General features: G+C 66.9%; 27 protein-coding genes. 21 read left to right on the forward strand and 6 right to left on the reverse strand.

The window, feature by feature from the left end; all coding sequences use genetic code 11:
- Window positions 1-172 precede the first annotated feature (172 nt).
- The 5 genes from AC5P8R_RS02030 (at window position 173) to AC5P8R_RS02050 (ending at window position 5,904) form a co-directional block, all read left to right on the forward strand.
- Window positions 173-664: a hypothetical protein gene (locus AC5P8R_RS02030; RefSeq protein ID WP_075076026.1), complete on the forward strand. Its 492-nt coding sequence runs from the start codon at window positions 173-175 to the stop codon at window positions 662-664.
- Entirely contained in the window at window positions 664-1,137 is a 474-nt protein-coding gene (locus tag AC5P8R_RS02035) for a hypothetical protein (RefSeq protein ID WP_075076025.1), read from the forward strand. The genes AC5P8R_RS02030 and AC5P8R_RS02035 overlap by 1 nt, the downstream gene beginning before the upstream one ends.
- 84 nt (window positions 1,138-1,221) lie before the next feature.
- Complete coding sequence (locus AC5P8R_RS02040; RefSeq protein WP_014038389.1) at window positions 1,222-1,722, forward strand: RNA polymerase sigma factor; 501 nt, start codon at window positions 1,222-1,224, stop codon at window positions 1,720-1,722.
- A gap of 105 nt (window positions 1,723-1,827) precedes the next feature.
- Window positions 1,828-2,763, forward strand: coding sequence for a FecR family protein (locus AC5P8R_RS02045; RefSeq protein ID WP_049408701.1), 936 nt, complete (start codon window positions 1,828-1,830; stop codon window positions 2,761-2,763).
- Window positions 2,764-2,985: 222 nt separating this feature from the next.
- Window positions 2,986-5,904, forward strand: coding sequence for a TonB-dependent receptor (locus AC5P8R_RS02050; protein ID WP_495222945.1), 2,919 nt, complete (start codon window positions 2,986-2,988; stop codon window positions 5,902-5,904).
- A 115-nt stretch (window positions 5,905-6,019) separates the two neighbouring features.
- Here AC5P8R_RS02050 and AC5P8R_RS02055 read toward each other — a convergent pair whose 3' ends face one another.
- Entirely contained in the window at window positions 6,020-6,277 is a 258-nt protein-coding gene (locus AC5P8R_RS02055) for a DUF2789 domain-containing protein (RefSeq protein ID WP_006390068.1), read from the reverse strand.
- Window positions 6,278-6,382: 105 nt separating this feature from the next.
- On the opposite strand from AC5P8R_RS02055, the gene AC5P8R_RS02060 reads away from it, so the two are divergent.
- Genes AC5P8R_RS02060 through AC5P8R_RS02080 form a run of 5 tightly spaced genes read left to right on the forward strand, consistent with a single transcriptional unit; the run spans window position 6,383 to window position 9,338 of the window.
- Window positions 6,383-6,970, forward strand: coding sequence for a biliverdin-producing heme oxygenase (locus tag AC5P8R_RS02060; RefSeq protein WP_075076023.1), 588 nt, complete (start codon window positions 6,383-6,385; stop codon window positions 6,968-6,970).
- 31 nt (window positions 6,971-7,001) lie between these two features.
- A complete protein-coding gene (locus AC5P8R_RS02065; protein ID WP_014648319.1) occupies window positions 7,002-7,469 on the forward strand; it encodes a YbaN family protein in 468 nt (155 codons plus the stop codon).
- Window positions 7,456-8,184, forward strand: coding sequence for a tonB-system energizer ExbB (gene exbB / locus AC5P8R_RS02070; protein WP_014648318.1), 729 nt, complete (start codon window positions 7,456-7,458; stop codon window positions 8,182-8,184). The genes AC5P8R_RS02065 and exbB overlap by 14 nt, the downstream gene beginning before the upstream one ends.
- Window positions 8,185-8,193: 9 nt before the next feature.
- Window positions 8,194-8,619: a TonB system transport protein ExbD gene (gene exbD, locus AC5P8R_RS02075; protein WP_053495202.1), complete on the forward strand. Its 426-nt coding sequence runs from the start codon at window positions 8,194-8,196 to the stop codon at window positions 8,617-8,619.
- Window positions 8,616-9,338: an energy transducer TonB gene (locus tag AC5P8R_RS02080; protein ID WP_014648316.1), complete on the forward strand. Its 723-nt coding sequence runs from the start codon at window positions 8,616-8,618 to the stop codon at window positions 9,336-9,338. The genes exbD and AC5P8R_RS02080 overlap by 4 nt, the downstream gene beginning before the upstream one ends.
- Before the next feature lie 78 nt (window positions 9,339-9,416).
- Here AC5P8R_RS02080 and AC5P8R_RS02085 read toward each other — a convergent pair whose 3' ends face one another.
- A complete protein-coding gene (locus AC5P8R_RS02085) occupies window positions 9,417-11,444 on the reverse strand; it encodes a sodium-translocating pyrophosphatase (protein WP_032956016.1) in 2,028 nt (675 codons plus the stop codon).
- Window positions 11,445-11,799: 355 nt separating this feature from the next.
- On the opposite strand from AC5P8R_RS02085, the gene AC5P8R_RS02090 reads away from it, so the two are divergent.
- Complete coding sequence (locus AC5P8R_RS02090) at window positions 11,800-12,303, forward strand: hypothetical protein (protein ID WP_014648314.1); 504 nt, start codon at window positions 11,800-11,802, stop codon at window positions 12,301-12,303.
- A 74-nt stretch (window positions 12,304-12,377) separates the two neighbouring features.
- On the opposite strand, the gene AC5P8R_RS02095 is transcribed toward AC5P8R_RS02090, so the two are convergent.
- Together AC5P8R_RS02095 and AC5P8R_RS02100 are read right to left on the reverse strand one after the other, a co-directional pair.
- Window positions 12,378-12,767, reverse strand: a complete 390-nt coding sequence (locus AC5P8R_RS02095) for a DUF488 domain-containing protein (RefSeq protein ID WP_495222946.1) — start codon at window positions 12,765-12,767, stop codon at window positions 12,378-12,380.
- A gap of 117 nt (window positions 12,768-12,884) precedes the next feature.
- Window positions 12,885-14,141: a 6-phosphofructokinase gene (locus AC5P8R_RS02100; RefSeq protein ID WP_495222947.1), complete on the reverse strand. Its 1,257-nt coding sequence runs from the start codon at window positions 14,139-14,141 to the stop codon at window positions 12,885-12,887.
- 136 nt (window positions 14,142-14,277) lie between these two features.
- On the opposite strand from AC5P8R_RS02100, the gene AC5P8R_RS02105 reads away from it, so the two are divergent.
- The 3 genes from AC5P8R_RS02105 to AC5P8R_RS02115 all read left to right on the forward strand — a co-directional run bounded on the left by AC5P8R_RS02105 (window position 14,278) and on the right by AC5P8R_RS02115 (window position 17,112).
- Window positions 14,278-14,841 (forward strand): adenylate kinase, encoded by a 564-nt coding sequence (locus tag AC5P8R_RS02105; RefSeq protein ID WP_032956019.1) that lies wholly within the window; start codon window positions 14,278-14,280, stop codon window positions 14,839-14,841.
- Between the two features lie 331 nt (window positions 14,842-15,172).
- On the forward strand, window positions 15,173-16,537 hold the full coding sequence (gene mpl, locus AC5P8R_RS02110) for a UDP-N-acetylmuramate:L-alanyl-gamma-D-glutamyl-meso-diaminopimelate ligase (RefSeq protein WP_014648310.1): 1,365 nt from the start codon (window positions 15,173-15,175) through the stop codon (window positions 16,535-16,537).
- A complete protein-coding gene (locus tag AC5P8R_RS02115; protein ID WP_032956024.1) occupies window positions 16,534-17,112 on the forward strand; it encodes an LON peptidase substrate-binding domain-containing protein in 579 nt (192 codons plus the stop codon). The genes mpl and AC5P8R_RS02115 overlap by 4 nt, the downstream gene beginning before the upstream one ends.
- A gap of 185 nt (window positions 17,113-17,297) precedes the next feature.
- Here the strand turns inward: AC5P8R_RS02115 and AC5P8R_RS02120 are convergent, their stop codons facing one another.
- A complete protein-coding gene (locus tag AC5P8R_RS02120) occupies window positions 17,298-19,295 on the reverse strand; it encodes a bifunctional DedA family/phosphatase PAP2 family protein (protein ID WP_046432354.1) in 1,998 nt (665 codons plus the stop codon).
- Window positions 19,296-19,380: 85 nt separating this feature from the next.
- Here AC5P8R_RS02120 and AC5P8R_RS02125 point away from each other — a divergent pair, with 85 nt between their 5' ends.
- The 5 genes from AC5P8R_RS02125 to AC5P8R_RS02145 all read left to right on the forward strand — a co-directional run bounded on the left by AC5P8R_RS02125 (window position 19,381) and on the right by AC5P8R_RS02145 (window position 22,631).
- Window positions 19,381-20,043: a serine/threonine-protein kinase gene (locus tag AC5P8R_RS02125; protein ID WP_262224758.1), complete on the forward strand. Its 663-nt coding sequence runs from the start codon at window positions 19,381-19,383 to the stop codon at window positions 20,041-20,043.
- Window positions 20,040-20,546, forward strand: coding sequence for a DUF2867 domain-containing protein (locus tag AC5P8R_RS02130; RefSeq protein ID WP_032956030.1), 507 nt, complete (start codon window positions 20,040-20,042; stop codon window positions 20,544-20,546). The genes AC5P8R_RS02125 and AC5P8R_RS02130 overlap by 4 nt, the downstream gene beginning before the upstream one ends.
- A 767-nt stretch (window positions 20,547-21,313) precedes the next feature.
- Entirely contained in the window at window positions 21,314-21,661 is a 348-nt protein-coding gene (locus tag AC5P8R_RS02135; protein WP_032956031.1) for a DUF6984 family protein, read from the forward strand.
- Between the two features lies 1 nt (window position 21,662).
- Complete coding sequence (locus AC5P8R_RS02140) at window positions 21,663-22,217, forward strand: hypothetical protein (protein ID WP_495222948.1); 555 nt, start codon at window positions 21,663-21,665, stop codon at window positions 22,215-22,217.
- Window positions 22,218-22,370: 153 nt separating this feature from the next.
- Complete coding sequence (locus AC5P8R_RS02145) at window positions 22,371-22,631, forward strand: hypothetical protein (protein ID WP_481479049.1); 261 nt, start codon at window positions 22,371-22,373, stop codon at window positions 22,629-22,631.
- A 502-nt stretch (window positions 22,632-23,133) separates the two neighbouring features.
- Here the strand turns inward: AC5P8R_RS02145 and AC5P8R_RS02150 are convergent.
- Window positions 23,134-23,817: a hypothetical protein gene (locus AC5P8R_RS02150; RefSeq protein WP_032956036.1), complete on the reverse strand. Its 684-nt coding sequence runs from the start codon at window positions 23,815-23,817 to the stop codon at window positions 23,134-23,136.
- 84 nt (window positions 23,818-23,901) lie between these two features.
- On the opposite strand from AC5P8R_RS02150, the gene AC5P8R_RS02155 reads away from it, so the two are divergent.
- Entirely contained in the window at window positions 23,902-24,744 is an 843-nt protein-coding gene (locus AC5P8R_RS02155) for an SDR family oxidoreductase (protein ID WP_495222949.1), read from the forward strand.
- A 93-nt stretch (window positions 24,745-24,837) separates the two neighbouring features.
- A complete protein-coding gene (locus tag AC5P8R_RS02160) occupies window positions 24,838-25,830 on the forward strand; it encodes a YiiG family protein (protein ID WP_046432348.1) in 993 nt (330 codons plus the stop codon).
- Window positions 25,831-25,923: the final 93 nt, after the last annotated feature.

Genomic DNA, 25,923 nt, shown 5'->3' on the forward strand with positions numbered 1-25,923 from the left:
GGGGGATATAGACGGATAGCTCACCATTTTATGCCTTTGCCGGGCGCTGTGCAGCGGGCGGGTCGCCGACCTGCCGACGCGGCAAGGCCTGACGGGGGGCGCCGCCCTTGGCCGATGGGCCAGGAGGGCAGGCCGGCGCAGGCTGGACGCTCATTCCCGAGGAGTTCCGCCGATGTCCTGGTATGCCCGATGCATGGGGGGCGTGCTGTTGCTGGCGTCCCTGCCTGTCTCCGCCCGCGGTCTGCACGTGGACCTGATCGATTACCCCCGGCCCGAGGCCAACTGGGAGCGCGCCTACGGGCTGCAGGCCGCCCTGGCAAGGGAGTTCGACCGGCTCTGTGCCGATACCTGGTGCGAAGGTGAGTACAGCAACTACCGGGTGATGGAGGTCCGCTGCGCGGTGCTGGCCCATCGCGGAACGGTGCAGCGCTGCGCCTGGGTGGTGGTGGCCAGCGAGCTGGCCGTGCAGGCCGATACCGGGGAGGTGCAGGTCGACAATGGCCGCTGGGTCTGTCCGTTGGAGTTGGGGCCAGGGGTACCTGTTGACGCCTTCCATGCTTCACTGGAAGCACCAGATGGCCTGACGGCGAACCTGCCTGGACTTGACCATGGCCTGTTCGACGCGCTGCCGGACTGCCTCCGGAAGACCGGGAGGGTGGGGTGATGCGCGTCTTCCCGGCACGATGGCTGGTCTGCGCGCTGCTGATGGCAGCCAACGCCCAGGCGACCCCTCAATTTGTCGATGCCCGTGACTACCCGAATCCGGCAACCGGGCGCGAGCGCTTCCTGGCGGCCGAACGTCTGTTGGTGCGCGGCTTTGACGATATCTGTGGGGATACCTTCTGCGAAGGGCAGTATTACAACCTGCGGGCGATGCGCTTGCGCTGCTCAGTGCAGCGGGCCACCGGTGTCGTGGCCCGTTGTGTCTGGACGTTCGCCGGGAGCTACACCTGGGTCCAGAAGACCGGGCAGATCGATGTTGACCAGGGACGCTATGCCTGCATGCTGCCACTGGCGGCGGGAACCCGCCTGGACGAGCTGCTGGCAGCGTGGGAGCGCGCCGGGCATGAAGCCCTGCATGCCACCCTGCCCGGAACCAGCACCCACGTTTACGATGGGCTGACTGATTGCCTGTGACCATTTCGACAATGCAAACGTGACTGATTCGCATTTGCGGAGTAGCATGCGCGGCGCCTCCCGTCTGTCGTCCCGGCTCCGCGCATGTCCTCCAATGCTGCCTCCCTCACCGAACTGCTGATCCGCGAGCGGCCAGCGCTGCTGCGCCGGGTGCAACGTATTCTGGGGGGCGACAACGGCGCCGAGGACGTGATCCAGGCGGTGTGGTTCAAGGCCCGTGGGGTCGATGACAGCCAGGCCATCGACAATCCGCGCGCCTATCTGTACCGGCTGGCCGCCAACCTGGCCACCGACCACGGCCGCGAGTCGACCCGGCGCAACCGCCTGTTGGCCGATCACTACCTGTGGGGGCCGGACGAGGTGATCTCCACCGAAGAGCAGGCCATGGCGCAGGACGAGCTGCAGCGGGTACTCGACGCGGCCGGCCATCTGCCGGAGCCGACCCGCACCATCTTCCGGCTCAACCGCCTTCAGGGCCTGACCCAGGCCGAGATCGCACGCCGCCTTGGGGTATCGGTGACCACGGTGGAGAATCACGTACGCACCGCGCTGCAGCGCCTGGCCTGGGCCCGCAGCGGCCGATGATCGCGCCGCCTTGGGGCTGGCCTTCGCGCAAACGTCTTGATCATTGGACCGTGGATGCGGTCCAGTTCCCCCGCCCCGCGCTTGAATGCGCCTGTCCGCCAGCCGATGAGCCCGCCGAACATGCTGCCTGCCGCCAATGACGATGCCCTGGCCGAGCAGGCCCGGGACTGGATCGCGTGGCTGGCCTCGGGCGATATCAGCGACGCGCGCATGCAGGCGTTCGAACACTGGCTGCAACAGCCGGGGCACCGCAGGGCCTTCGAACACGAGCGCGCGCTGTGGCGCAGCGTCGGGCCGCGAGCGCAGCCGGCCCGCGTGGCTGGTCGACGCCCGCGCCGACGGCGTTGGGCCATGGCTGCGGCGGCAATGCTGGCGATGCTGGTGGCATGGCCGGAGGCGTGGCTGCGCCTGCAGTCCGATCACCGCAGCACGCACCAGGTGCAGAACGTGCTGCTGCCTGATGGCAGCCGTGCGGTGCTGGACGCCGACAGTGCGATTGCCGTGCACTTTGATGCGAACGCCCGCCAGGTCGAGCTGTTGCGCGGGCGTGCCTGGTTCGAGGTCAGTCCGGATGCGCAGCGACGTTTCAGCGTGCGCGCCGGCAATGGCGTGGTCGAGGACATCTCGACCGCCTTCACCGTGGCGCGGGGCCACGACCAGGTGGAAACCCAGGTCGGGCAGGGCAGGGTACGGATGGCCAGCCCGGTTGACGGTGGCTGGACCTACCTGCAGCAGGGCCAGCGCGCGGCCTACGGTGAACACAGTGGGGTGAGGCGATTGGGGGACGTTGCGGCCGACAGCGTCGGCGCCTGGCGTCAGGGCGAGCTGCTGTTGGAACAGGCCCGCGTCGCTGACGCGGTGCAATGGGTGGGGCGCTATCGCGCTGGCCCGACCTTCGTGCGTGGTGATCTATCGCAGCTGCCGGCGGTAAGCGCGGCGTTGCGCATCGATCGCCCGGAACAGGCGCTGGATGCGCTGGCCGCGACGGCTGGATTGCAGGTGACCCGGCTGCCGCTCGGCGTCGCCATCGTCCATCGGTAGATCCACGCCATTGCCCCGGTGCCGACCAACGGTCGGCACCCACCACTGCAACCAGCCACGCAACCGTCGGCACCTGCTTCGACTGCAAATCCCCTTGGGGTTGCCACGCTTTCATCCGTCTTACTCCGCGAACGTACCCGCCGCCGCCACGTACGTCGCCGTGTCCGCCCGTGTTGCGGATGACGCCGCGTTCGCGGCACCGATTACCTGACAGGTTCCCCCATGTTCGACTTCCATCGCCCGGGCCGCGTGCTGCGCCCGTCCCGCCTGTGCATCGCGTTGCTCGCCGCCGGCCTGGCCAGTGCCGCGCCGTCCGTACTGGCGCAGAGCGCCAGCAGCGACCACGCGGCCGTGCTGCGCTTCGATATTCCGGCGCAACCGCTGGATGACGCGCTGCGCAGCTACATGCGCCAGTCCGGTGTGCAGGTGGTCTATCCCGCATCGCTGGCACGTGGCGTAACCTCTCGCGCGGTCGGCGGCAGCCTGTCGGCCAACGAGGCGCTGCAGCAGCTGCTGCAGGGCAGTGGCCTGGCAGTGCGCCGGGTCAGCGCCGATGCGGTCACCCTGGAAGCGGCAACGCCGTTGCAGGCCGACAGTGGTGTGATCGTCACCGACACGCTGAGTGTGGCCGGCGACCGCGTCGGGAGCGGCGCGACCAGTGATGAAGCACGCCTGCTCGACAGCTATCGCAGCGTGGGTTCGACCACCACGCTCAATCGCACGCATCTGGAGCGTTTCCGCGGCACCTCCAACGGCGACATCGTCAAGGGTGTGGCCGGTGTCACCGCCGGTGATCCGCGCGTGGGCAACGGCTTCGACGTCAACATCCGCGGTATCCAGGGCCAGGGCCGCGTGCCGGTGATCATCGACGGTGGCCAGTCCAGCATGGATACCTACCGTGGCTACGCCGGCCAGTCGCAGCGCACCTACCTCGACGCGGACCTGATCTCCAGCCTGACCATCACCAAGGGCCCGAGCCTGCAGGCCAACGCGTCCGGTGGCATCGGCGGCGTGGTCGAGATGGAGACGTTGAAGATCGGTGACGTGCTGCGCGAGGGCCGCGACGTCGGCGTGCGCGTGCGCGGCGGCCTGGCCAATGGCAGTGCCAACAGCCTGCCGTCCTACAGTGCGGCACCGCGCACCGATCGCAGCGCCACCGGCAGCCAGTTCTTCAACGTGGCCGCCGCAGGGCACTGGGACCGCTTCGATCTGGTCGCCGCCTACGCCTACCGTGACAACGGCAACTACTTCTCCGGCCGCCATGGCTACGACGACTTCCCGCAGGATCGGCGCACGCTGGCGCCGCTGAATCCGCCGCGCACCGAGGTTTTCAATACCTCTTCGCGCTCGAAGTCGGCGCTGCTCAAGGGCACCTGGCGCATCGACGACACGCAGACGCTGGAAGCCGGCTATCGCCGCTATGAAGGCACTGCCGGCGAGATCATGGCCTCGCAGATCATCCGCGTGGATCGTGACCGCATTCCACAGTGGGATCCGGGCCACGTCGACATGGACAGCTACAGCCTGCGCTACCGCTTCAATCCGGACAGCGAGCTGATCGACCTGCGCGTCAACGCCGCGTACACCGACACCGACAGCGTGATGTACAACAGCCTGACCGGCATCACCCCGTGGTACTTCGACCGCCGCACCGAGTGGTATGACGCGCCCAGCTTCAGCGGTGACCCCGGCTACAAGGATGCCTACCGCAATCCGCTGCGACAGAAGCGCTTCGGCCTGGATGTCAGCAATACCTCGAAGTTCGACACCCGGGCCGGCGCGTTCACGCTGGACTACGGCCTGTCCTACAGCGACGAAGACATCGCGCCGGGCAGTTCGGGGCCGGTCATGCACGACGATCTGGTCAACAACCGTTTCCTGCGCAACGCCGAGCGCAAGGAATACAGCGCGGTGGCCTCGCTGAAGTGGCAGCCCGATGAGCACTGGGAGCTGCTGGCCGGTGGCCGCTGGAACCGCGTGGATGTGCATGACCGCAACCGCCTGGCCACGCCCGATGCCTATGAAGTGCAGGGACAGTACCGCTACACCGAACTGCTCAATGGCAACCCGGCGCTGCCGTCGTGGCGGGCCAAGCGCATCGCGCTGCTGAACTGGTACCCGGATGCCAACGGCAACTTCACCCGGGAATCGCTGCTGGCCTCGCCGTACAAGAAGGGCACGGTGGCCGACATCGGTGGCTGGAACTTCTATGACGCTGGCAAGGCGCAGGATCTGGAAGTGCCGGTCAGCTGGAGCTGGTCGCAGCCGATCCGCCGCCGCGACAGCGCGTTCTCGCCGACCGCCAGCGTGGCCTATCGCTTCAGCGAAGACACCCTGGTCTACGTGAAGTACGCCGAAGGCACCAAGCTGCCGAGCCTGTTCGAGACCACGCTGGGCCTGTTCACCGCCGCCAAACCGGTGGGCGAGCTTAAGCCGGAGCGCGCGCGCAGCTGGGAAATCGGCGCCAGCACCCTCCGCTACGACCTGTTCACTGCCGGCGACCGCCTGGCGCTGAAGCTGGCGTATTTCGATACCCGTATCGACGACCTGATCACCCGTGACTACCGCACGCTGTCGGCGGGCCTGATCCGCAACGTCGACCAGTTCAAGGTCTCGGGCATGGAGTTCCAGTCCAGCTATGACAGCGGCAAGGTATTTGCCGATCTGTCCGCGCACTACTACTTCAAGGCCAAGACCTGCGCGCCGGACATCGCCGCCGAGCGCCGTGCCTATGGGGCGCAGCGCAGGAACGGCGAGCTGGCCAACACGCCCGACTGCGTGGACGGCGGCTTCGAGGGCTCGTACACCAATACCCAGAACCCGCCGCGCTACATGGTCAACCTGACCCTGGGCTCGCGCCTGTTCGAGGAGCGCCTGACCTTCGGCACCCGCGTGGTCCACAACGCCGGCCCGATCAGCAAGCTGGACAAGGACTGGAACGTGGGCCTGTCGGCGATCCAGCAGTTGTACCGGCCGACCACGCTGGTCGACCTGTTCGCCAGCTGGAGCTTCAACGACCAGCTCTCGGTGGAAGCCGGCGTGGACAACCTGACCGATCGTTACTACCTGGACCCGCTGGCCCTGGGCGTGATGCCGGCACCGGGCCGCACCGCGCGGCTGGCGCTGACCTGGAAGTACTGATCGGTCGCGGATGAGCGCTGGGGTCGGATCCCTTTCCTCCGGAAAGGGCGAGCGGCGGGGTCGGATCCCTTTCCTGTGGAAAGGGCTCTGACCCCAACAGCGCGGGATACCCCGCTTACAGCCCCGTCGCCGCCTTCACCGCGTCCTCGTGCAGCGACTCGTTCAGCTCATCCACCACGGTGGTCCATGCCGCATCGGCCTGCAGCGACTCGGACAGGAACTGGCGCTGCGCATCGTTCCAGTACGGTGCCTCGACCACTTCCACATCGGTGGCCAGCTGGTGCTCGCGGATGAAGCGGGCGATGCCCTCGGCGCTGGCGTCCAGGCCCAGCTGCAGGAACAGGTTGGTCATGCGCGGTTCGGTGGTGATCATCGTCGGTTCCTGCGGTAGAAGGGATGCGCCATTATCGGCGCACATAGCCTTGGGGAAAGCCCCGTGGCGAACGTCTACAGCAGGACGACCCCCTTGGCATCCCGCATGAACGCACACATCGCCCCTGAAGACAGCCGCAGCCTGCGGCTCAAGGCCGCCACCCGCGACAGCCATGGCGCCCTGGACAAGCGCATCATGGCCGGTGACATCTTCGCCGACCGCAGCAACTTCGCCCGGTTCCTGCGCGTGCAGTACCGCTTCCATCGCAGCATCGATGCGCTGTATGCCAACCCTGCGCTGGACGCACTGCTGCCGGACCTGGGCGAGCGCCGCCGCCTGGCCCAGGTGGCGCGCGACCTGCAGGATCTGGAGCAGACGCTGCCCGGGGCCGACATCGCGGCGTTGCCGTCCGATCTGGAACTGCCCGCCGCGTTGGGGTGGCTGTATGTGGCCGAAGGGTCCAACCTGGGCGGCACCGTGCTGTACAAGATGGCCGCCAGGCTCGGCCTGGATCGTGATTTCGGCGCCCGCCACCTGGCCGCGCATCCGGATGGCGCGGCGCGCCACTGGCGCGAGTTCACCGCTGCGCTGGACGCGGTACCGCTGAGTGCCAGGCAGGAGCAGCAGGTGATCGATGCGGCCGACGCCGCGTTCCGCAGCGTGCACGGCCACGTCGAAGTGGAATTCGCCTGATGCCTGGTGCCCGCCTGCGGATGCAGCGCTGATGCGTTGGCTCTGGTTCGCGCTGGGGTGGTTGATGGTCGTCCTCGGGGTGATCGGCGCGTTGCTGCCGGTGATGCCGACCACCATCTTCCTGATCCTCGCCGTGGGCTGCTTCGCACGCAGCTCGCCGAAGTTCGAGCAGCGCCTGCTGGCGCATCCGCGCTACGGCCCGTCACTGCGGCTGTGGCGTGAGCAGGGTGCGGTGTCGCGCAAGGGCAAGGCGTTCGCCAGTGCCGGCATGGCCGTGGGTTTTGCGCTGTTCTGCTGGGGAGCGCACCCGTCGTGGCGCCTGCTGCTGGGCGTGGGCCTGTTCTTCGCGGTCAGCGCCGGCTACGTGCTCAGCCGACCCGCGCCGCGGCTGCAGCCCCATCCGGTCGTGGAAGTGGACGACGCCAATGATCCGCGTGCGACCCGCCGTCGCGCAGCGACCCCTGATGCTGATGGAAACCGAGACGATGCTGCCTGCTGACCTGGCCCCTGTGGCCGCCCCCGCATTGACCCCGTGGGGCATGTACCTGGCCGCCGACGTGGTGGTGAAGGCCGTGATGATCGCGCTGGCACTGGCGTCGCTGGCCACCTGGACCGTGCTGCTGGCCAAGGGCTGGGAGCTGGCGCGGCAGGCCCGGCAGCTGCGTGCGGCACGCGCGCTGTTGCTGCAGTCCGCACAGCTGCCGACGCAGAGCGAGGAAGCGACCCTGCAACAGGGCGCCGCACTGACGATGCTGGACGCTGCACGCACCGAACTGCGCCTGTCGCAGGAGCTGGACAGCCACGACGGCATCAAGGAGCGCGTCGCCTCGCGCCTGGAACGCATCGAGCTGGAAACCGCGCGCGTGCAGCGGCGCGGTATCGGCGCGCTCGCCAGCATCGGCGCGGTGGCGCCGTTCGTCGGCCTGTTCGGTACGGTGTGGGGCATCATGAACAGTTTCATCGGCATCGCCCACAGCAACACCACCAGCCTGGCGGTGGTTGCGCCCGGCATCGCCGAGGCCCTGTTGGCGACAGCGCTCGGCCTGGTCGCGGCGATTCCCGCGGTGCTGGTCTACAACCATTTCAGCCGCGTGCTGGCCGGCCTGCGGGGGCTGCTCGGCGATCTGTCGGCCGCCGTGCAGCAGCTGGTGTCGCGCGATCTTGATCGTGCCGTCCCGCGTGCCGCTGCGGCGCCGCTGCGCGCGGTGCACTGAGGCGCGACGATGGCGATCAGGACCGCGTCCGACCGCGACGATGCCCCCGAAGAAGCGCACGAGATCAATGTCACGCCCTTCATCGACGTGATGCTGGTGCTGTTGATCATCTTCATGGTGGCCGCACCGCTGGCGACCGTGTCGGTGCCGGTGCAGCTGCCGGCCAGCAGCGCCAGTGCCACGCCGCCCGAACAGGCGCCGGTGTATGTGACTGTGCAGGCCGATCTGTCGCTTCGCGTTGGCGAACAGGCCGTAGCGCGCGACGGTCTGGCGGCTGCATTGCAGGCGGCCACTCACAGTGACACCGCGCAGCGTATCTTCCTGCGCGCCGATACCCACGTGCCCTACGGCGAACTGATGGCCACCCTGGATGCGCTGCGTGCGGCGGGCTACCTGAAGGTGGCACTGGTCGGCCTGGAGCAGCGCACGCAATGAGCGGACTGCGGCGCTGGGCGACCAGCCTGGCGATCGTACTGCTGGTGCACGCGCTGTTGATCGGCGCGGCCTGCTGGTGGGTGGCGCGCGCACCGGTGCAGGCTGCAACGGCTCCCCCGGCAGCGCTGACGCTGGAGCTGGCGCCGATGGCGCAGGCACCGCCGGCGCCGCCGCGCGAGGTCGCCACCGGGCCGCTGCAGCAGCAACAGCAGCGGCAGCAGGCGCCAGCGCCAGCCGTGCGTGAGCAACCCAAGGCACCCGTGCAGCCGCAGGGTGAGCTGCCTCCGCCAGAAGCGCCGGAACCAGCGCCCGCGCCGGACAGCGCCGATGCCAACGTCGCGCAGACCAGCGCACCGCCGCAGGTGGCCGCCGACGCTGCCGCTCGCTACACCGCGCCGCAGACCACGGCGGGTGAGCGCAGTCGTGCCGAGGCGACCTGGGAAGGACGCCTGCTCGGGCACCTGCAGAAGCACCGGCGCTATCCACGCCAGGCCGAGCGGCTGCGCCAGCAGGGCGTGGTCTACGTGCGCTTTGCCGTGGCCCGCGACGGTGTGGTTTCGGCGGTGGTGCTGGGCCGCAGCAGCGGCTTCGCGTTGCTCGACCAGGAGACGCTGGACACCGTGCAGCGGGCCAGCCCGCTGCCGGCGCCGCCGGCCGAAATGGCCGGCGACCCGGTGGAAGTGATGGTGCCGGTGTCGTTCTTCCTGCGTGGGCGGTGATTGACGGTGGGGTCGGATCCCTTTCCGCAGGAAAGGGCTCTGACCCCATCGAGGCCGTCATCCACGCATGGCGCGGATCTACAACAGCGGCACCAGCAGCAGCGCCACGATGTTGATGATCTTGATCAGCGGATTGATCGCCGGGCCGGCAGTGTCCTTGTACGGATCGCCGACGGTGTCGCCGGTCACTGCCGCCTTGTGTGCCTCGCTGCCCTTGCCGCCGAAGTGGCCATCCTCGATGTACTTCTTGGCGTTGTCCCAGGCACCGCCGCCGGTGGTCATCGAAATGGCCACGAACAGGCCGGTCACGATGGTGCCGATCAGCAGGCCGCCCAGCGCGCGTGGCCCCAGCAGCAAGCCGACCACCACCGGCACCGCCACCGGCAGCAATGACGGCACGATCATTTCGCGGATCGCCGAGCGGGTCAGCATGTCCACCGCCTTGTCGTACTGGGGCTTGCCGGTGCCCTGCATGATGCCGGGGATCTCGCGGAACTGGCGGCGCACTTCCTCCACCACCGCACCGGCGGCGCGGCCGACCGCTTCCATCGCCATCGCACCGAACAGGTAGGGAATCAGGCCGCCGATCAGCAGGCCGATGATCACCGTGTGGTCGCTGAGATCGAAGCGGAACTCCTGGCCGGGATTGGCCGCCTGCAGGTTGTGGGTGTAGTCGGCGAACAGCACCAGTGCGGCCAGCGCCGCCGATCCGATCGCATAGCCCTTGGTCACTGCCTTGGTGGTGTTGCCCACTGCATCCAGCGGATCGGTGATGTCGCGGATCTCCGAGGGCAGCTCGGCCATTTCGGCGATGCCACCGGCGTTGTCGGTGATCGGGCCGTAGGCATCGAGGGCGACAATCATGCCGGCCATCGACAGCATCGCAGTAGCGGCGATGGCGATGCCGTACAGGCCGCCCAGCGCGAAGGCTCCCCAGATCGCCGCACACACCGCCACCACTGGCAGCGCGGTGGACTTCATCGAAATGCCTAGGCCGGCGATGATGTTGGTGCCATGGCCGGTGGTCGAGGCCTGCGCCACGTGCTGCACCGGCTTGTACTGGGTGCCGGTGTAGTACTCGGTGATCCACACGATCAGCCCGGTCAGCACCAACCCGATCAACGCGCAGCCATACAGCGCCATCGGCCCATGCACGTTGTCGGACATCAGCCCGGTGGTGATCGGATAGAACGCAATCGCCGCCAGCACGCCGGAGACGATCACGCCCTTGTACAGCGCACCCATGATCGAGCCGCCCGGCTTCACCTTGACGAACAGCGCACCGATGATCGAGGCGATGATCGATACGCCGCCCAGCACCAGCGGGTAGAGCACCGCGTTGGCGCCGGCCTCGGCCAGCATCAGGCTGCCCAGCAGCATGGTGGCGATGACGGTCACCGCATAGGTTTCGAACAGGTCGGCGGCCATGCCGGCACAGTCGCCGACGTTGTCACCGACGTTGTCGGCGATCACCGCCGGATTGCGCGGGTCGTCCTCGGGAATGCCAGCTTCGACCTTGCCGACCAGATCGGCGCCGACGTCGGCGCCTTTGGTGAAGATGCCGCCGCCCAGGCGCGCGAAGATCGAGATCAGCGACGAACCGAACGCCAGCCCGACCAGCGCGTGCAGCGCCTGCTCCATCGGCAGGCCCATGCGCAGCAGCAGTGCGTAGTAGCCTGCCACGCCCAGCAGGCCCAGCCCGACCACCAGCATGCCGGTGATCGCGCCGCCGCGGAAGGCGACGTCCATCGCCGCGCTGATGCCCTGGCGCGCCGCCTCCGCGGTGCGCACGTTGGCGCGCACCGACACGTTCATGCCGATGTAGCCGGCGGCGCCGGACAGCACCGCACCGACCGCGAAACCAATCGCGGTGTACCAGCTGAGGAACACCCCGACCAGCACGAACAGCACCACGCCGGCGATGCCGATGGTCAGGTACTGACGGTTGAGGTAGGCACGCGCACCTTCCTGGATCGCGGTGGCGATCGCAACCATGCGCTCATTGCCGGTGGGTTGGCGCAGGATCCAGCGCGCCGAGACGATTCCGAACAGGATCGCGAGAATGGCGCAGCCCAGCGCCAGTGACAGCCCGTGACGTTCCAGCATTAGACCCCTCCGCAGAATGGATGTAGGCATCCAGTGGCGATGAACGGCACCACGAGGGGGACGACGGGCTGCAGCCTGGAACCAACCCGTACCGACCTTGGTGGTCGTCCGACGTATGGCGGTGTTCAGCATTCCCTGGTGCCCGCAGTATGCGTGCCGCTCTTTGTAGAGTCGAGCCATGCTCGACTGGCCCGTGGGAGCCGCGCCGCATGACCCGTGGGCGCCCTGCCAATGAACGCGTCGACATGCGCGCGGACCCGCCGCCAGGCAAGGGCATGATTTGCGAGCCACCGGCCTTTGCACCCCGTTAAGCCAGCCTCTGCAAGCCTGCGCGGAGTCCCGATGGAGATCCCCCATGCGCCTGTCCCTGTTGATGCTCGCCGCCCTGGCCCCGGCCGTGCCGGCACTCGCTGCGGAAACCCCGGAGCTGCAGCGTGCCGTGGGCGCACCCCAGGCGGTGGGCGCGGTGCATACGCTGCGGCAGATTCCCGAGGCCTGCGCACGCCTGGAAGGTGCGTTCACCGGCGATGCCGCCGCCCCGTACCGCTTCTCCGCCGTGCGTACCAGCGAGCAGTGCCAGCCACGTGCGCGCTTCGTCGACTACACCAAGGCACAGCCGAGTGCCGACAAGGGCTGGAAGCTCAACGATGTGATCCGCGTGCCCAACGCGGCATGCCCGGCGCAGCAGGCGGTGGTGCGGGTGTGGCGCCTGCCGTCGAGCAACAAGGTCGAGCTGGATGGGCAGGGCCAGTCGCGCATCTATCTGGAAGAGGCCAAGAAGCAGGCGGCAGCCGGCCAGATTCCGCAGGTGACGATGTTCGCCGCGCAGCTGCAGATGGAAGGCAAGGCCTGCAATTGAGATGATGCGTGCGCTGCGCCCACGCAGTCGTCCACGGGTGGTAGTGCCGGCCGCTGGCCGGCATCCGGCTGATCTCACTCCGCCAGCGTCGCCCCGCGCGCCACCAGCAGCTCGCGCAACGCCCTGCGATGGCAATGCGCTTCGTCCTCGCAGTAGCAGCCCACGCTGAGGTCGCTGTGCTGCGACATCGCGGCCAGCAGGTCCAGCGCGTGCGCGGCATCGGGCGCTTTCATCTCGGCCTTGTAGTGGCGGAAGAACGCAGTCCAGTCGGCGGCGGTCTTCGCCTCATGGGCCTGTTTCACCAGCTCCGCGCTGGGTGACAGAGTCGGGAACCAGACGTCGTACCAGTCCCGTTTCGCGAATTCGTTGCGGGGCACGCCGCGCGGTGGTCGCCGCACGGTGCCGATGCGCAGGCCCTCACCGGGTTGGCGCGGGCTGCCGAGACGAACAACACGCAGTGCCATGATTACCTCCATGAAAAGGGGACGGAGGGGATTAAGTCGTATCCGACCCACTGCTGATGCTGTTGGAGATGACAGAGGGGCGTATGCGACTTAATCCCCTCCGTCCCCTTTTTCAGGTCAGCCCTCGAAGGCCGGCAGCTTCTGCTTCACCGCCACGTTCTTCAGTGTCACGTACTTCGGCAGGCCGTCGGTGCCATAGGGAAGCGGCGCTTCGCCCTTGATCAGCGGCGACAGGTAGGCGCGCGCCTTGGCGGTGATGCCGAAGCCATCGCGGCGGATGAAGCCGGCCGGCATCTTCTTTTCGTGGTTGGCGATCTTCGACAGCGGGGCCGCTTCGATCTTCCAGCGATAGGGCGCATCGCTGCTGCGCACGATCACCGGCATCACGCCGTTCTGGCCCTTCAGTGCCAGCTGCACGGCGGCCCTGCCGACCGCCTGTGCCTGCTCCCAGTCGGTCCTGCTGGCCAGGTGGCGGGCCGAGCGCTGCAGGTAGTCCGGCAGCGCCCAGTGCACCTTCAGGCCCAGCTGGTCCTTGACCCGTGCAGCAAGGTGCGCGGCCACGCCGCCCAGCTGCGAGTGACCGAACGAGTCCTTGCCGCCGCCTGCGTCGGCGACGAAGCGGCCATCTGCGGTCGCGATACCTTCCGACGCCACCACCACGCAGTAGCCGACGCGCTCGACCACGGCCTTCACCTTGGCCAGGAACGCGGCCTCGTCGTAGGCGCGCTCGGGCAGCAGGATGATGTGCGGTGCTTCGTCATCACCGTTGCCAGCCAGGCCGGCGGCCGCGGCCAGCCAGCCGGCGTGGCGGCCCATCGCCTCGTAGATGAAGACGCGGGTGGAGGTCTCGGCCATCGCCGCCACGTCCAGCGCCGCCTCGCGCACCGAGACGGCGGTGTACTTGGCCGCCGAGCCGAAGCCGGGGCAGGTGTCGGTCACCGCCAGATCGTTGTCGATGGTCTTGGGCACGCCAATGCAGGTCAGGTCGTAGCCGGAGGCCTTGGCCAGCTGCGAGACCTTCAGCGCGGTATCGGCCGAGTCGTTGCCGCCGTTGTAGAGGAACCAGCGCACGTCGTGCGCGCGCAGCACCTCCAGCAGGCGGTCGTAGCGGGCGCGGTCGGCGTCCAGCGATTTCAGCTTGACCCGGCACGAGCCGAAGGCACCGCCCGGGGTATGGGCCAGCGCGCGGATGGCCGCGGCACTCTCCTTGCTGGTGTCGATCAGCTCCTCGCGCAGGGCGCCGAGGATGCCGTTGCGGGCGGCCAGGACCTTGATGCCCTTGGCCCGCGCCTGCTCGATCACCGCCGCCGCCGTGGCGTTGATGACGGCGGTGACACCGCCGGACTGGGCATAAAGGAGAGTACCGTTGCGCATGCTTCTACCTGCTCGGGGGAGGGGACATTGCAGGGACATTACCCGGATGCGGTAAAGTGGCGCTATTGCGGTGCAGCGATACCGGACCGTCCGGGACGCGAACCTTCTTTGTTTTCAACACGTTGGAGTCAGGTCAATGCGATTGGTTCTGTTGGGACCGCCCGGTTCGGGCAAGGGGACACAGGCGACGCGCCTGAAGGAAAAGCTGGGCATCGCCCACATTTCGACCGGTGACATGCTGCGCGCGGAAATCGCCGCCGGCACCGAGCTGGGCAAGCAGGCCAAGACGGTGATGGATGCCGGCAACCTGGTGTCGGACGACATCCTGCTGGGCATGCTGGAGTCGCGCCTGACCCAGGCTGATGTCGCCAAGGGCTTCATCCTCGATGGCTACCCGCGCAACGTGGCCCAGGCCAATGCGATGGACGGCCTGCTGGCCAAGATCGGCCAGCCGCTGGACGCCGTGGTGCAGCTGGACGTGGCCACCGAGCTGCTGGTGGATCGCATCGCCGGTCGTGCCAAGGAGCAGGGCCGCGCCGATGACAATCCGGAAGCGGTGCGCCAGCGCCTGCAGGTCTACAACGAGCAGACCGCCCCGGTGGTCGATTTCTACGCCGGCCGTGGCACCCTGGCCCGCGTCGATGGCGTCGGTGAGCTGGACGAGATCGAAGCCCGCATCCTGGCGGCGATCAAGGCCTGATCCGGCCGGGCCGGCGCGAATTGCCGGCTCCCCGGGCGCAAAAAAACACAGGCCTGGTCCGCGAGGATCAGGCCTGTGTCGTTTGACAGGCGCCAGCGAAGGGCTTGCTCAGGGCCCCGCAGCATGAGCTCCCTTGGGGATGGCCTCTTGGGGAGTAGGACCGGTTCGGGTACTGCGGCTGGCAGTTCGAATTGTGTCCGGGTTCACAGAACATCGCTATCGGGAATTCCCTGACAGCTAATTGGAGTTTTCTCACATCCCGTGTAGGGGTTGTCTTACCCGATAGCGGACATTGGCCCTATACAGCCGTCATCGGTCACAATCCTCGGTCATGAGCAGCGTACATATCCTTGCAATTGCCGGCACCTTCATGGGCGGCGTGGCCGCCCTGGCGCGGGAACTCGGGCATTCCGTCAGCGGCAGCGACCAGGCCATCTACCCGCCGATGTCGACCCAGCTCGAACAGCTGGGCATCACCCTGGACCAGGGCTACCGTGCCGACAGCGTGCCGGCCGGCACCGACGAGGTGGTGATCGGCAACGCGCTGTCGCGCGGCAATGCCGCCGTGGAAGCCGTGCTCGATGCCGGCCAGCGCTATATATCCGGCGCGCAGTGGCTGTCCGAGCAGGTGCTGCCGGGCCGCGACACGCTGGCCGTGGCCGGTACCCATGGCAAGACCACCACCACCACCATCCTCACCTGGCTGCTGGAAAGTGCAGGGCGCTCGCCCGGCTTCCTGATCGGCGGCGTCGCCGAGGATTTCGGAGTCTCCGCGCGCCTGGGCCAGGGCCGCGAGTTCGTGGTCGAAGCCGATGAGTACGACACGGCCTTCTTCGACAAGCGCAGCAAGTTCGTGCACTACCGGCCGCTGGTGGCCATCCTCAACAATCTTGAATACGACCACGCCGACATCTTCCCGGACGTGGCGGCGATCCAGCGCCAGTTCCACCACCTGGTGCGTACCGTGCCCGCACGTGGGCGGCTGATCGTCAACGGCGAGGATCAGCGCCTGGCCGAAGTGCTGGCGATGGGCTGCTGGACTCCGGTCGAGCGGTTTGGTTTCGATCCGTCGCTGGAGTGGCATGCCGAGCTGCTGGCCGCCGATGGCAGCGCGTTCCGCGTGCACCATCGTGGGCAGGCGCTGGGCGACGTGCAGTGGTCGCTGCTGGGCCGCCACAACGTGCTCAACGGGCTGGCCGCGCTGGCCGCTGCGCATGCAGTGGGCGTGGCGCCGGCCACGGTGATCCCGGCGCTGGCGCGCTTCCGCAGCGTCAAGCGCCGCATGGAAGTGATCGGCAGCCATGGCGGCATCACCGTCTACGACGATTTCGCCCATCACCCCACCGCGATCGCCACCACGCTGGAGGGCCTGCGTGCCAGGGTCGGCGATGCGCGCATCGTGGTTGCGATGGAACCGCGCAGCAACTCGATGCGGTTGGGCGCACATGCGCAGGCACTGGCACCGTCGCTGGCGCTGGCTGATGAAGTGGTGTTCCTGCATCGCCCGGAACTGGCCTGGGATGCCGCTGCGGTGATCGCTGCGGTACGTGGTGACGCCCACGCGGTGCCGGATACCGACGCATTGCTGGCGCAGCTGCAGTCCAGCGTGCGTAGCGGCGACCACGTGGTGTTCATGTCCAACGGTGGCTTCGACGGCGCCCCGCGCCGCTTCCTCGCCGCGTTGCAGGCCCGATGAGCGTCGACAGCCCGCTGCCGCTGTTTCCGCTGCACACCACGCTGGTGCCGGGTGCGGCGGTGGGCCTGCGTGTTTTCGAGCGCCGCTATCTGGACCTGGTCCGCGACAGCGGCCGCAGTGGTGAGGGGTTCGGTGTCTGCCTGATCCTCGATGGCGAGGAAGTCGGCGCACCGGCGACGCCGGCGGCCTACGGTGTGCAGGTGCGCATCGAAGACTTCGATGTCGGTGCCGATGGCGTGCTGCAGCTTCGCCTGCGCGGCACCCGCCGTTTCCATGTGGAGCGTACCCGCGTGCGCGACAACGGCCTGGTGGTGGCCGACGTGCGCTGGTGCGAGGAAGACCCGGACGACGAACTGCGACCACAGCACGCGCTGCTGGCCACGGTGCTGGGGCACATCATCGAACAGGCCGGCGAGGCTTATGCGCCGTCCAACCCGGCGTTGCTGGACCAGGCCAGCTGGGTCGGCTGGCGGCTGGCCGAGCTGTTGCCGCTGAGCGAGCAGCAGCGCCTGCAGCTGCTGCAGATGGACGACCCGCACCAGCGATTGCAGCAGTTGCTGGGCTGGATGCCGTAGCAGCCTGCCTTGGGTGGGTGTGCACCTTGGTGCACACGCTGGGGCATGCGTGGAATGCCATCCACGCACGGCGTGGATCTACTGATCTACTGTAGAGCCGAGCCTATGCTCGGCTTGATGGTTCCCGCGAAGAGCAGCCGAGCATGGGCTCGGCTCTACAGTGGGTGATCGCGCACCGGTGCCGGTCAGGGCGCCGTGGTCTTCAACCGCAGCACCGGCAACCCGGTTTCGCTGTGCACATCCTCGCGCTGCGGCAGGTCCTGCACGGCGTCCTTCACTGCGTTGAGCGCCGGGTCGACGCCACGCAGCGGGTGCCACATGCCGATCCACTCGAAATGACGCTCGTAGCGCAGGGTCTGCGCACTGCCCAGCCATAGCGGCGTATTGCCCGGTTGCAACTGCGCAGGGGCTGGCCACAGGCGCAGTACGTAGCGCTCATCGCGGTGTGTACCCGGGCGCACCATCAACAGCGCTTCCACGCGCGTGTCCAGCGTGGCTGGCAGCACCGGCAGTTCGTCGGCACCCGTGTTCTTGTCCAGCATCAGCAGCGCCTCCTGCCAGCCGGCCTGTTCCTGCCGCTTCCAGCCGCGTGCTTCCAGCTGCGCCTGCAGCGGGGCCAGCGGGCCCGCCACCTGCACGTCCAGCGGCCAGCGCTGGTCGTCGTCGAACTCGTTGCGGCGCGCCGGCAGTGTCGCCCAGTCGTGCTGCCACCAGGCCTGCATGTCCATCGCCTGCGCCGCCGGCAGGGTCGGCTCGAAGCGTTCCAGCTTCACCGGAATGTGGCGCGGCGCGTACCACATCGCCGCCACGGCGAAGACACCGTAGAACAGCCACGCCACCGGCTTCACCCAGAACGAGCGGTTGAAGCGGCGGCGGTAGGCGATGCCCAGCACCAGCAGCCAGAACGTACCGAACAGCATGCCGCCGATCACATCGCTCAGCCAGTGCGCGCCCAGGTACAGGCGCGAGAAGCCGATCAGGCTGACCACGATGCCCGACACCAGGTACGGCCAGACACGGGTGCGGCCAGGCATCTCGCGGGCGATCAGCACCGCGAAGAAGCCGAAGGTGATGGTGGCCATGGTCACCGACACCGACGGGAAGCCAAAGCCACTGCTGGCATCGACCGGTCGCACCACATCCACCGTTGCGCCGAGCAGCATGGTCAACGCCAGGCCGAAGGCAAGCGCGGCCAGCCAGTGCGCGGCTGCCATCCAGCGGCGGCGCCAGATCAGGTAGCCCATCGCTGCAGCGGTGGCCGGCAACAACACCTGCCAGGCGCCCAGCGATGCCAGCGCGGCCATCGGGTAATCGGCCAGCGGATTGCGCAGCGCCAGCATGGCCTGGTGCACCAGCAGGTCGATCGCCAGCGGCTCGCCATGGGCGACCACCACGGTCAGCAGCGCGAACCAGCCCCAGCCCAGCACCAGCAGCATCAGCGCCAGCATCGCCAGCGGCACCGACTCGCGGCGCTTCGGGTCCAGCACACCGACGGTGTAGCGGCCCAGCGTCGGGTGTCGGTTGGACCAGTCCAGCAGCCGCGCCAGCCAGTTGTCCATGCGCGCGGCCGACCAGCGGTAGCCGTACAGCACGATGGCCCAGACCAGGCCGAGGATCACTGCCAGCAGGCCGACCACCACCACCAGGCGCCCTGCGACGGCGGCCACCGCGTCGTAGGCCTCGCCGAGCACCCAGCCCGGTGCCAGGAACAGCACCGCCCACGAAATGCTGGCGATGCCACTGGCCTGCATGTAGCGGCTGGCCGGCATTTTCATCATGCCGGCGATGGCCGGCACGAACGGCCGGATCGCGCCCACGTAGCGTGCTACCAGGATGCTCTTGAAGGCATTGCGGCGGAACAGGTTTTCGCCGCGGTCGAGCAGCTGCGGGTAACGGCTGAAGGGCCACACGCCACGCAGGCGGTCACCCCAGCGGCGCCCGATCCAGTAACTGATGCCATCACCGGCGAATGCGCCCAGTGCGGCTGCCGCCACCGCATACGGCCCGGAGATCTGGCCCAGCCCGATGAACACGCCCACCGCGAACAGCAGCGGCAGGGCCGGCACGATGGCGCCGAGAATGATCACCGCATCGCAGAAGGCGATGAGGAAGATAACGGCACCCGCCAGCACGGGGTGAGCGGCAATCCACGCGAGGGTGGCGTCGATCCATGAAGAGTCCATTGCCCGATTATAGGGGCGTGAAGGTGACTGGTTCCCAGCCGCTTGGTGACCGTTTGCAACGGGCGCCATCGCCTAGAATGGGCACATGCCGCATTCGTCAGACACGCCCTCGCACGCCCTGAAGGCCGACAGCTTCGGTCGCATCCTCCTTGTGGAAGGGCCGGCCGGCTCCTTTGTACGCCGTGATCTGGGCGCCACACCACTGTGGTTGCGGCTGCCGGCCTGGTGGCTGGCCCGCCGTGAAGCACGCGCACTGCGCCACATCCACGGCATGGCCGATGTGCCGCAGCTGCTGGCGTGGGATGGACGTCATCTCGACCGCAGCTTCATGGCCGGCGACGCCATGTACCAGCGTCCGCCTCGCGGTGACCTGGCCTGGTTCCGCGCCGCGCGTCGTCTGCTGCAGCAGCTGCATCGCAATGGCGTGGCCCACAACGATCTGGCCAAGGAAGCCAACTGGCTGGTCACCGACGATGGCCGCCCGGCGCTGATCGACTTCCAGCTGGCGATGATCGGCAACCCGCGCTCGCGCTGGATGCGCCTGCTGGCCCGTGAGGACCTGCGCCACCTGCTCAAGCACAAGCGCATGTACTGCCGCGAGTCGCTCACCCCGGTGGAAAAGCGGGTGCTCAAGCGCACCTCCTGGGTGCGCGAGCTGTGGTTCGCCACCGGCAAGCCGGTCTACCGCTTCGTCACCCGCCGCATCCTGCATTGGGAAGACAACGAGGGGCAGGGGCCGAAGCCGTGAGCCGTGCGCAGGTGGTGACCGGCCCGCCGAGCGCGGGCAGCGTCCTGCGCCCACAGCTGGCCGGTGCCGACTTCGTGCACGCCTGCCAGGCGACGACCCGTCGCGATGGGCGCTCGGCCTTGCAGGCCTATCGCGACATGGCGGCGACTATTCCCGGCTGGTTCGATGGGCTGATGGCGCTGCGCAATCGCGGCATGCGCCTGCTCGGCATGAAGCACCTGGGCTCGTTGCGCGCGGTGCAGGACATCGCGCAGCCGCGTCCGGGGCAACGGCTGGGCATCTTCACCCTGCAGTCGCTGGATGACGATGCCATCGTGCTGGAAGACGACGACCGCCACCTGCGTGTGCAGCTGGCCCTGCAGTGGCAGGGCGATGTGCTGGAAGTGGCGACGGTGGTGCATACGCACAACGCGTTCGGGCGTGTGTACATGCTGCCGGTCGCCCCGGTGCATCGGCTGATCGTGCCGCATCTGCTGAGGAAGCAGGTGCAGGCGTACCGGTAGATCCACGCCATGCGTGGGTGCATTAAGCAATTCAATGGTCGCGTGCAAGTGAGTTTGCCGTCACCGATGTCAGCCTGCCAGGCAACAACGCGGAGCTGTGAGCGGCGGGGTCGGAGGCGCGTTGATCGGTGCCATTGGTCGAGGGACAGTTACAGTGGGAGGAGCTGTCGCGATTCAAGCGGTGACCAACGCCTTCACGGGGGCGGGCAGTGTTCTTGCTCAGAATGCCTAGGAAGGAAAGCCCACGTCCGGTGCGGAGCTTGCGTCAGCGATGGCGGGTAGTGTCGGTGGCGGTCTAGTTGCGAGCGGAATTGGTGTGGCTGCTGGTGATTTTGCGGGAGCTGCGGCCAAAGGGAATCTACAAAGGATGGTCGCCTCCTCTGCACCCGGAGTGCCAAATATGGCCCATGCGACCGCGTCAACTGCAGCAGCTATTCCGAAGCAGAGCTTGGGGCAGGCCACCATGTCACAGACTGCCCAGGCATCAGCTCAGATGGCGACTGCGGCAGCACAGAAGGAACTGGAGAAAAGGAAGTGAAGACATCAACGCGTTCTTTGTTAGTTTATGAGATAGGAGGGGTGCTGTTCTTTGTGCTGATCTACGTCATCCTTGACTACAGAGGGATTGGCAACGCGGCTCGAATTGCTCTTTACCCTTTTTTTTGTGTTTCAAGCCTTTCTGCTGTCGTCATATTTTGTAGATGCCTTGAAGGGTAGATGGCGTCGCTGAGTTTGGGAGCTGGCAACAGAACGAAATGAGCAACCCAATGCATACCGTTTCCAGCGTTGAAAGAGCGCTGATTGAAGCTGTGGCAGTCTGCCTGCCTGCGGCCTCTGCTTCGCAGCTTCAAGCCGACCTGGCTTCCGCAAGCGCTGTGGAAACCAGTCTGGGTGGAGCTCGGGTGGGATTCGTCATTTCTGGATATGAGCGTCCGCCGTATCTAGGGCAGCACGCATATCCCGTCGAGCTGCAGATGCAGGACGCAGATGGTGCTGAACTCACGCCGATTCTTCATGCGGACGCAAACGACCGGCTACTGGAGCTGGAGATCATTCGTTGGGATGGTGGCGAGCTGATATCTCCGCAGATCGAGAGCGTGGTCTGCTATGCATGAGGTGGCGAAGAAGGATTCTGGTGACGACAAGGGCAATGTGCAGAATGCCAGCCTCGAAGAGCCAGTGGATGTCGCGGAAGCGCTTGCGATGTATCAGCGCTTGATGCTTGAACGAAGCGATGCGGCGTTCGTCGCCGACTTCATGGTGTTCTGTTGGCAGGCCGTTGATCCCGGGCGCGTCGCCGCATTGGACTTGCCTGGGGACGTTGTGGATGCGTGCGCTGATCAGCTATCCCTGCTGATGCGGATGGAGGATCAGCAGGATCAGCAGCGCGCGGCGCCAGCTTTCTGGAAGCGCTACATCGAGTGGGCGGACTACGCCATCGATTTCCCGCTTGATGAACGCAAGCGGTTCATCTGTGAGGCACCTGGCTACCTGGAGCCAGCATTTTCTGTGTTCGTGGCCACTGGCGGTGCTGAGATGAGGTCTGAGGCGATGGAGCTCCTGGCTGAGTACTCCGGGTCTGGCACAGCGAGGGCTGCCTATGTCAGATCGGTGATCGAGAGTCGGCTCAGCTCTGAAGGGTCATATGGTCATCAATCCGTCGGTGGCTGATGGCTGTCAAAGGGGTCTGCCCATCACAACGGAAAGTGGTCGACGTGCAACGGTTTGAATAGAGCACTTGGTATATCCCTGCTGCTGGCAGCGGGTGGGACGGGTCTGGTTCCCGCCTTTTCCAGAGACAAGCATCCAGGCATCTGCCAAGGAATGAGTGGGTCGCGCAATGATGTGCAGTCCTGCCAGACACCGCTGCAGGCGCTTCTTGCGAACTCGGGCGGCTATGATGGCGGGCACTTTGCTGCGTTCGGCTACCTGCTCCATGAGGGTGGAAGCAGTGATGCCCTCGGCCCCTCCGCCGATGCGCTGGTCGATCTGAGTGGCGCGGAGTACGAGGACTCCGTGCGTGGCATCGAGCCAGGCCTGTACTTTGTCATGCTCCAGGGGATGTATTACGCGGGGGGGCAGTGAACGGTGCCTGCGTGGGCGAACTGAGGGCGCCTTTCATATCGCGCACATCAAAGGTCGATGAGGTTGATTGACCAGAGTGCTGTTGAGGTAATGCATGTGGGACTGCGCACACGCCATCCTCTATTACGAGAGCCAAGGGTAGGACTCGCTCCTGGTGCATGAGAACGTGTACCTGATCAGTGCCGATAACGACGAGCGCGCTCTTGAGAATGCAAACGCGCTTGTTCGCGGGTATGAGGATCCGAGCGGCCGCCTGATGGGTGAAGACGGTAGAGCGCCCCTCTATCGATGCGCCGGAATCCGCAAGCTGATATCAGTAGAGACTGATGAGGACCCTGCCGAGGGACGCCTGCACTCCGGTGTGGAGGTCACGTACTCCGTCATGGCGGTGGATACGTTGGATCAGGTGAGACGTCTTGCCCGTGGTGATGGCGTGGAAGTGCTGTACCAGGAATGGAAATGTAGAGCCGAGCATGGCTCGGCTCTACAGAGGCGGGTGACCTTACGGCGTCGCCGGCACCACCTGCTGGCCAATGAAGTTGCGCTTGGCGTCGAAGTCGTACGCGATCTGCAGCTGGCCCACATCCGGGCAGGCGTGGCAGTCGCGCAGCGGCGTGCGGTACAGCAGGCGGACGCCACCGTTCTCCAGCGGCGTGGCCCCGGCCGACTGCGCCGGTGCGAACGGCGTGGCCTGCGGGTGGTCCTTCAGCAGGGCCTGCACGGCGGGGTCGGCACGCAGGGTGTCGTCCAGCTGCACGGCATCCACATCGATGCGCTTGCCGGTGGCGTCGACCAGGCGGGTGCCCTCGTTGGTGTTGGCGCGGAACGGATACTCGACCGTCGCAATGCCCAGGCCTTCGTTCTCGTGCCAGGCCGTCACGTAGGCCAGCTCGCCCCCGGTGGACAGCTGTTCGGCGGCGGTGATCGCATCGGCGCTGGCGCCGCCGGCGCGCATCGCATCGCGCAGGCAATCACGCGTGGCGGCGTTCTCACCCTGGCGGCAGGCGTTGAGGTCGCCATCCCACACCACGGCCTCGCTCCAGCGCAGCTTGCCGTCGGCGGCGGCCTTCTCTGCGCTGGGCGTGTCACCGGCAGGTGGCTCCTTGCCCGGTTCCGGTGAACGGCCCTGGCAGGCGGTCAGCAGCGCAAGCCCCAGGGCAGGCAGCAACAGGCGGGAACGGCGCATGGCGTGGACCTCGTGCGTTGTCTGGAGGCCCAAGTATCGTCAAGGCCGGGTGAACTCCACGTCGGCGCGGCATACTAGCGGCTCATGGCATACGCTGGAGTGTGGGACGTGGGCAGTCTGCAGGGCAAAACGCTTTTCATCACCGGTGCCTCGCGTGGCATCGGCCTGGCCATCGCACTGCGCGCTGCGCGCGACGGCGCCAACGTGGCCATTGCGGCCAAGTCGTCGGTGCCGAATCCGAAGCTGCCGGGCACCATCCATACCGCGGCCGAAGCGGTGACGGCGGCAGGCGGGCAGGGCCTGGCCCTGAAGTGCGACATCCGCGAGGAGGAGCAGGTACACGCCGCAGTTGCGGCCACGGTCGATACCTTCGGTGGCATCGACATCCTGGTCAACAATGCCAGCGCGATCTGGCTGCGTGGCACGCTGGATACGCCGATGAAGCGCTTCGACCTGATGCAGCAGGTCAATTCGCGCGGCAGCTTCCTGTGCGCGCAGGCCTGCCTGCCGTACCTGCTGCAGGCGCCGAACCCGCACATCCTCACTCTCGCGCCGCCGCCGAGCCTGGAACCGAAGTGGTGGGGCGCGCATACCGGCTACACGCTGGCGAAGATGGGCATGAGCTTCGTCACGCTCGGCCTGGCCGCGGAATTCGGCCCGCAGGGTGTGGCGGTGAACGCGCTGTGGCCGCGCACGGTGATCGCCACCGATGCGATCAACATGATTCCGGGCGTCGATGCGGCCGGCTGCCGCACGCCGCAGATCATGGCCGATGCTGCGCACGCGGTGCTGGTGCGCGAGGCGGCGGGTTTCCACGGCCAGTTCCTGATCGACGATGACGTGCTGGCACAGGCGGGTATCACCGATCTGTCCGGCTATGCGGTGGATCCATCGCGTCCGTTGTTGCCGGATCTGTTCCTGGAGTGATCGCGCGTCGCCGGCAGAGGCCGAGGGCTGCGACCTTCGGCCTGCTGCGCTAGAATGCGCGGCTGTAATCGTTTTCAACAAGGACGTGAACCCATGTCACGCACTCTTTCCGTCGCGGCGCTGGCCGCTTCGCTGTCGATTGTCCTGGCTGCCTGCGGCGGCAAGGCACCCGCAACCACTGGCGACGCCGGCCCTTCCAGCACGCCCGACGCCAGCGCGGCGCCATCCGACGCACAGCAGCAGTTGACCGCCAAGCTCAACGCCTACATCGGCTGCTTCAACACGCTTGATTCGAAGACCCACGGCAGCATCGAGTCCTATACGCGCTGGATCAAGGACGTCGAGGCCGGCCCGAGCGGGCGCGAGACCCAGGTGTACGGTCCGTTCGAGATCAGCGATTACGACATGAAGCAGTGCGATGGTCCCGTGACCGAGGCGATGGCTGCCAAGCCGGCGCTGGCTGAGCTCGATGCCGCTGCTGGCCATTACCAGCAGGCGCTGAAGGCACTGGTGCCGCTCAGCAAGGACGCGCACGACTATTACGATCGCCAGGACTACGAAGACGACCAGTTCGCCAAGGGAAAGCAGCTGCACGCGCCCTTGATGGCCGCCTTCAAGGAGTTCGTGACTGCCAGCGAAACGTTCAACGCCGAGCTGGAGCGCCAGAACGACGCCGCCCAGCGCGAGCAGCTCAAGGTATTGGAACAGGCCGAGGGACGCACGCGCGAGTACTACCGTCTGGCAATGATGCTGGAAGCCAAGGCCATCATGGATCTGATGAGTGAGGATGACTTCGATCAGGCCAAGGCGCGCGAGCGCCTGGATGCGTTCAACCGCATTTCCGACGAAGCGCATGCGAAGGTGGCTGATCAGGAGCCGGGCAAGCTGGACTGGAACAGCTTCGAGCGTGAAGCCGAGAACTTCCGTCGCGAAGGCAAGGAGCGGCTGCAGCGCGTCAGCGAGAAAAAGCCTTACAGCGATTTCGAACGACGCATGCTGGATTCGCCCTCGATGGCGCCGCGTGGCTCCGCCAACAAGCTGATGCAGGAATACAACTCGCTGGTTTTCCAGAGCAACCGCCAGTAGCGAAGCTCAACGTTATTTTTGTCGCGATCGAGCAGGATGATTGCGACATGACGCGCCCCGCAGCCCCGAATGCCAGCACCTTCCCGAGGTGCT

It is taken from the genome of Stenotrophomonas sp. YJH_SMC_73 (assembly GCF_059370155.1).